5 protein-coding genes and 1 pseudogene are annotated in these 6133 nt (G+C 71.0%); all 6 read left to right on the top strand.

The annotated features are described in order from the left end of the window. Nucleotides 1–308: pseudogene (locus E2E34_RS29865) on the top strand (serine hydrolase); the annotation flags it as partial. 22 nt (nt 309–330) lie between these two features. After that, nucleotides 331–1278: a serine hydrolase gene (locus tag E2E34_RS29870; protein ID WP_138904993.1), complete on the top strand. Its 948-nt coding sequence runs from the start codon at nt 331–333 to the stop codon at nt 1276–1278. Beyond that, nucleotides 1275–2192 carry a serine hydrolase gene (locus tag E2E34_RS29875; RefSeq protein ID WP_138904994.1) on the top strand — a complete coding sequence of 306 codons (918 nt, stop codon included), beginning with the start codon at nt 1275–1277 and terminating at the stop codon, nt 2190–2192. The genes E2E34_RS29870 and E2E34_RS29875 overlap by 4 nt, the downstream gene beginning before the upstream one ends. Nucleotides 2193–2414: 222 nt before the next feature. Further along, nucleotides 2415–3992, top strand: a complete 1578-nt coding sequence (locus E2E34_RS29880) for an ABC transporter substrate-binding protein (protein ID WP_244316250.1) — start codon at nt 2415–2417, stop codon at nt 3990–3992. Continuing rightward, the gene (locus E2E34_RS29885) at nt 3989–5026 is read left to right on the top strand and encodes an ABC transporter permease (RefSeq protein ID WP_138904996.1); all 1038 of its coding nucleotides are present in this window, start codon (nt 3989–3991) and stop codon (nt 5024–5026) included. Before E2E34_RS29880 ends, E2E34_RS29885 begins: the two co-directional genes overlap by 4 nt. Next, nucleotides 5026–6133: ABC transporter permease subunit (locus tag E2E34_RS29890; protein ID WP_138904997.1), on the top strand; the 1108-nt coding region annotated here is incomplete at its 3' end. The genes E2E34_RS29885 and E2E34_RS29890, both read left to right, overlap by 1 nt.

Consider the following 6133-nt stretch of genomic DNA (forward strand, 5'->3'; position numbering starts at 1 on the left):
CCATCGCCCCGCCCGAGCGACCCGCCCACATCGACGTCGACCACTTCACCGGTGTGTACGAGCGCGCCGGCAGCAGGATCCACGTGACAGCGGGCGAGGGCGGCCGACTGAGCCTGCGCACCGAGCCGACCGGCATCCTCGTGGGCCTCGCCCGCTCCCGCACCCTCGACCTCGTCGCCGTCGACGCGACGACCTTCGTCGGCCGCGACGAGGGGGACTCGGTGTGGGACGCGGTGGTGTTCGAGCAGCGCCCGGACGGCCCCTCTTACCTCCACTACAGCGGCCGAGCGACCCCGAAGATCAGCTGACCTCAGCAGGATTGGAACCCCCATGGCGTCACCCACCACGGTCGACGAGGTCACCGCCGCCCTTCAGGCGGTCTTCGACGAAGCCGGAGTCGAGGGCTTCGTCCACGCCCGCGACATCGACGATGACGGCCAAGGCGACGCCCGCGAGGTCGCCTTCCGCGCCGACGCCCCCGTCATCGTCGCCTCCATCCGCAAGATCGTCGTCGCGGTCGCCTACGCCCGTCAGGCCGCCGCCGGAGCCCTCGACCGGGCCGCCCGGCACACCATCACCGCGGCCAATCGTGAGGGCGGCGGCATCGGCACCGACAGCTGTCTGCACGACGTCACCCTGAGCACCCGCGACCTCGCCTTCTTCATGCTCTCCATGAGCGACAACGCGGCCACCGACAAGCTCATGGAGATCCTGGGGGTGGACGAGGTACGCGCCGTCGCCGCCGAACTCGGCTGCCCACGCCTGCCGGTCGGGCGCTACCGAGAGCTGTGGGACCCGGTCTGGGAGGAGCTCGGCCTCGACCCGGACGGCGACATCGACGCTCAGCTCGACCAGGTGAGCGAGGACCGGATCAGGGGACTGGCCATGCTCGACCCCACCCGTTCCGCGTCCAGTACGCCACGGGAGATCACCTCCCTGCTCACGGTGATCTGGCGTGACCAGGCCGGCCCCGCCGAAGCATGCGCAGAAGTACGCGAACTGATGAGCCATCAGCTTTCCGTCCACCGCCTCGCCGCCGGCTTCGACGACGAGATCCGCGTCGCGGCCAAGAACGGCTCCCTGTGGGGCGTGCTCAACGAAGCCGCGGTCGTCGAATACCCCGACGGCGGCCGCTACGCCGTCGCGGTCTTCCTGCGTACTCCCGCCCTCGGCGGCCGTAACCCGGCCGCCGACGCCGCGATCGGCCGTGCGGCGCGGACCGCCGTCGACCACCTGCGCCGCCAGCCGGCTGCCACCCCATCCGAGGAGACGACATGACCACAGCCGCAGCGCAGTCGGCAGGAGCCGACCAGGTACACACCGTACTCGCGTCCACCTTCACCCAGGCCGGTGTCGAAGGCTACGTCCATGCCCGGGACCTCGACACAGGAGAGGAGCTCGGCCACGGCGCCGACAGCCAGGTCGTGCTGGCCTCCGTCTTCAAGATCCCCATCGCCCTCGAGTACGCCCGGCAGGCGGCGGCCGGGGAGCTCGACCCGGCCCGGCGCCACACGGTCACAGCCGCCTACCGGGCCGGCGGCAGCGCTACCGACGGTTGCGCGTACGACGTCGAGATGAGCGCCCGCGATCTCGCCTTCATGATGATGACGATCAGCGACAACGCGGCGACCGATCTGCTCCTGGACGTCGTCGGACCCGACCGGGTCCGCGCGACGCTCGACGGCCTGGGCTTCCCTGGCTTCGGGTTCTCATCGTCGGCCGCCCTGGACGACGACATCCGTCAGGAACTCGGCCTTGCGCCGGACCGCTCCCTCGACGACCAGTTGGCCGGTATCCCCGACGAACGACTCCTCGCCCTCCGCGCTTGCGCCCCCGGCAGCAGTCCGTCGAGTACGCCCCGTGAGGTGACCGCGCTCCTTGCCGCCATCTGGCGCGACGAAGCCGGCCCGGCGAGCGCCTGCGCCGAGGTCCGGGACATCATGGGCCAACAGGTCTGGCAGCACCGCCTGGTCTCCGGCTTCCCCGAAGCGGGCGTGCGGCTCGCCGGAAAGACCGGCACGGACTTCGCCGTACGCAACGAGGCCGGCGTGATCGAGTACCCCGACGGCAAGCGGTACGCCGTGGGCGTCTTCCTGCGTACGTCGACCCCGGCCACCCGCCAGCCCCTCGCCGACCGTGCGATCGGCCGCGCCGCCCGGCTCGCCGTGGATCATCTCCGCACCCGGACCTGAACGAGCCCCCGTGCCGTCCACCCATCCGCTCGCGCACCTCACGCCCCGGATCGAGTCGCCCACGGTCCGGGGCCGTCGTGTCTTCGAAACCGCCGCCCGGCTTGGGACCCCCCACCTAACCGGAGCGGCACCTTTCGTCGTCCCGTCTGAATCATTTCCGGCCACGAGCCGCGACTGTGGGGCAACTCTCCAGCCCCAAGGAGCTCCCCTATGAAGCCCCCGATGAACAGAGCCAAGGCGATAGCCGCCTGTGTCGCGGTCTCTCTGCTGGCGGCCGGCTGCGGCAGTGGCCAGGCCGGGTCGGCCGGTGGTGACGCCTTCAGTTTCGCGATCAAGAGCGATCCCGGTCTGCTCGATCCGGCCCAGTTCCAGAACTCCAACACGTACACCGCGCTGTCGCTCGCCTACGACACGCTGGTGAACATCGACCCCGACGGCCGCGTCGTCTCGGGCCTGGCCCAGAAGTGGGATGTCAGGCCGTCGTCGGTCACCTTCACCCTGCGCCGCGACGTCACCTGTGCGGACGGCAGCCCGGTGAGGCCGAGCACGATCGCCGCGAACGTCGACCACATCACCGATCCGGCCACCAAGTCGCCCGCCGTCGGTGTCGTCATTCCCGAGGGCCTGACCGCGAAGGCCGACGACACGGCCGGCACGGTGACCCTCGCCACGCCCAAGCCGTTCGCGCTCATGCTGCAGAGCACCCGGCACCTGTTCATGGTCTGCGGCAAGGGGCTGAAGGACCGCTCCCTGCTCGAGAGCGGCACCTCTGGGTCGGGCCCCTTCCAGCTCACGGAAGCCAGGCCCAACCAGAGTTACACCTTCACCCGGCGCACCGACTACACCTGGGGACCCGGCGGAGCCACCGCATCCGACCCCGCCATGCCGGACTCGGTCGTCCTCAAGGTGGTCGGCAGCGAGTCGACCGCGGCCAACCTGCTGCTCTCCCACCAGCTGAACGCCGCGCAGTTCGCCGGCCCCGACCGTGCCCGGGTGACCAACGTCCCCGGGGTGACCACCACCGTCCAGGCCAACGGCACGCAGGAGTTCTTCTTCCACCAGGGCAAGGGGCACCCCGGACACGATCCGGCGGTCCGCAAGGCCCTTGTCCAGGCGGTCGACCTGCACGCTCTCGGTGCGATTTCCACCGGTGGCACCGGACAACGGCCCACCGGCCTGGTGCTGCAACCGAACCCCTGCCCCGGTGACACGGTCACCGGCCACCTGCCCCCCTTCGATCCCATCGCGGCCGGCTCGGCGCTCCACGCCGCCGGTTGGCGCCGAGGCCCCGACGGCTTCCGCGTGAGGGAGGGCAAGAGGCTCACCATCCGCATGATCTACGGCACCTTCGGGGGCGAGAGCATGGCCGCCGCAGCCGAGTACCTGGCCGACGCGTGGAAGAAGGTCGGCGTCGACGTGCGGCTGCGGGCCCTGTCGGATGCCGCCTACGACGAGGTGGAAGCGGTCACCCAGGACTGGGACGTCGACTGGGTGTCGCTCGGCGTAACCCTGCCCACGCAGCTGATCGGTTCGCTGTCCGGCCCCTTCACCCCCGACGGCGGAAACTTCGCCCACCTCACCAACACCACGTACGAGGAACTCACCGCCGAGGCGAGCAAGCTCCCGGGTACGTCGGGCTGCACCCTGTGGGCGCGGTCGGAGAGTGCGCTGCTCGACAGTGCCGATCTCGTCCCCGTCGTCGACAAGACGCTCACTACCGCCGCCTACAACGCCTCGTTCCGCATCACGGCGGGGCTCTTCGACCCGACGTCGATCCGTATGACGGGAGGAGAGAAGTGACCACCCCATCCGACGTGCTCGCCCCGCACGACACGCCCGCCGTTGCCGCACCCCGCCGTTCCCGCCGCCTCACGCCGGGCTTCCTCGTCCGGCAGCTGTTCCGCCTGGCCGCCTCCCTCGCCGTGCTCGTCGTGGCCTCGTTCGCGATGATCCACCTGATCCCTGGCGACCCGCTGCGCAAGATGCTCGGCCCGACCGCGCCGAAGGAACTCGTCGCGCAGCGCCGTAGCGAACTCGGCCTCGATGATCCGCTGTTCACCCAGTTCACGCACTATGTCCGGCAGCTGCTCTCCGGCGACCTCGGCACCTCGTTCTTCTCCTCCCAGCCAGTGACCGACATCATCGGCCAGGGCCTCCCCAACACCCTGGCCCTCGCGGTCCTCGCCACCCTCGTCGCCCTCGCCGTGGCCGTGCCGCTGGGCCTGTGGGCAGCCGTCCGCACCCACAACGGACGCCGGCGCGGCACCGAGACCGCCTTTACCACCCTCACCGGAGCCGCCGTCGCCATCCCCGAGTACCTCTACGGTCTCGCCCTGATGCTCGTCCTCGCCCTGGGCCTCGGCCTGCTCCCGCCGGCCGGCCTCACCGGTCCCGCCTCCTTCGTGCTGCCCGTCACGGCCCTCGCCATCGCCCCGGCGGCGATGATCGCCCGCCTGGCCCGCGTCGAGACCCTGCGTGAACTCGACACCGACTACATGCGCCTGGCCCACGCCAAGCGGCTGCCCGCTTGGCGGCTGTACGCGGTCCACCTGCTGCCGAACACCCTCACCGCGACCCTGACGATGGGCGGCCTACTGCTCAGCGGGCTGATCACCGGCAGCGTCCTGGTCGAGAACGTCTTCGCCTGGCCCGGTCTCGGCCTGCGCACGGTCGAGGCCATCACCCAGAAGGACTACCCCGTGGCGCAGGCCATGATCCTCGTCTACGGCGCGCTGGTCCTCGTCGTCAATTTCCTCGTCGACATCCTGCTCGGGATTCTCGACCCCAAGTCCGCTCTGTCCGCCCCGTCCGCTTCCACCCGCAGGGAGGGCTGATGCGCCGTCTGCTGAGAAACCCCGCCGGTCTGCTGGGCGCCGTGATCGTCGCCGTCATGGTCCTCCTCGCGATCGTCGGCCCGCCGATCTGGGAGGACGCCGCCACCCGGATGAACCCGAAGGAGATCAGCCAGGGAGCCTCCGCCTCGCATCTGCTGGGCACCGACGCCCTCGGCCGTGACCTCCTCGCCCGGACCCTGGTCGCCACCCGGCTGACCCTCGGTCTCGCCTTCCTGGCCACCCTGATCGGCACCGTCACCGGCATCCTCCTGGGAACCCTGCCGCAGATCCTGCCCCGGCGTGCGGGCCGAGCGGTCATCGCCGCGGTCGACCTCCTGGTGGCCTTCCCCGCCCTGCTGCTCGCCATGTTCACCGCCGTCGTCGCCGGACTCGGCGCACAGGGCGCCGTCCTCGGCATCGGCGTCGCCCTCGCACCGACCTTCGCCCGGCTCACCCACACCATGACGGCGTCCGTCGCAGGGTCCGACTACATCGCCGCGGCCCGCATGCTGCGTGTGCCCCGCCACCGCATCCTCACCCGGCACGTCCTGCCCAACATCGCCGAACCGCTTATCCTCAACACCGCCCAGGCCATGGGCGGCGCCCTGCTCGGCCTGTCCGCGATGTCCTTCCTCGGCATGGGCGTCCAGGCCCCCTCGTACGACTGGGGCCGGCTGCTCAACGAAGCCTTCGGGCACGTCTACGTCACCCCGTCCGTCGTCGTCGCCCCCGCCCTCGCCGTGAGCCTCTCCGGCCTCGGCTTCATGCTGCTCGGCGACACCTTCGCCAAGGCCGCCGCCCACACCCGAGAAACGGTCGGCAAGCCCGTCGCCCCCGAGGCGACCCCCGCCCGGGACGAGCCCGCACCGGACGCCGTCCTGGAGGTACGGGACCTCACCGTCGCCTTCCCCGGCGACATCACCCCCGTACGGCAGGTGTCCCTGACCGTCCGCGCCGGAGAGATCGTCGGCCTCGTCGGCGAATCGGGCAGCGGCAAGAGCATGACGGCCGCCGCCATCGGGCAGATCGTGCCCTATCCCGGCCTCGTCGGCAGCGCCCGCATGCGGCTCGGCGGGGCCGACCTTGACGGCCTGACCGACTCCGAGC

This window comes from Streptomyces albidochromogenes, assembly GCF_005981925.1.
Lineage (GTDB): Bacteria > Actinomycetota > Actinomycetes > Streptomycetales > Streptomycetaceae > Streptomyces > Streptomyces albidochromogenes.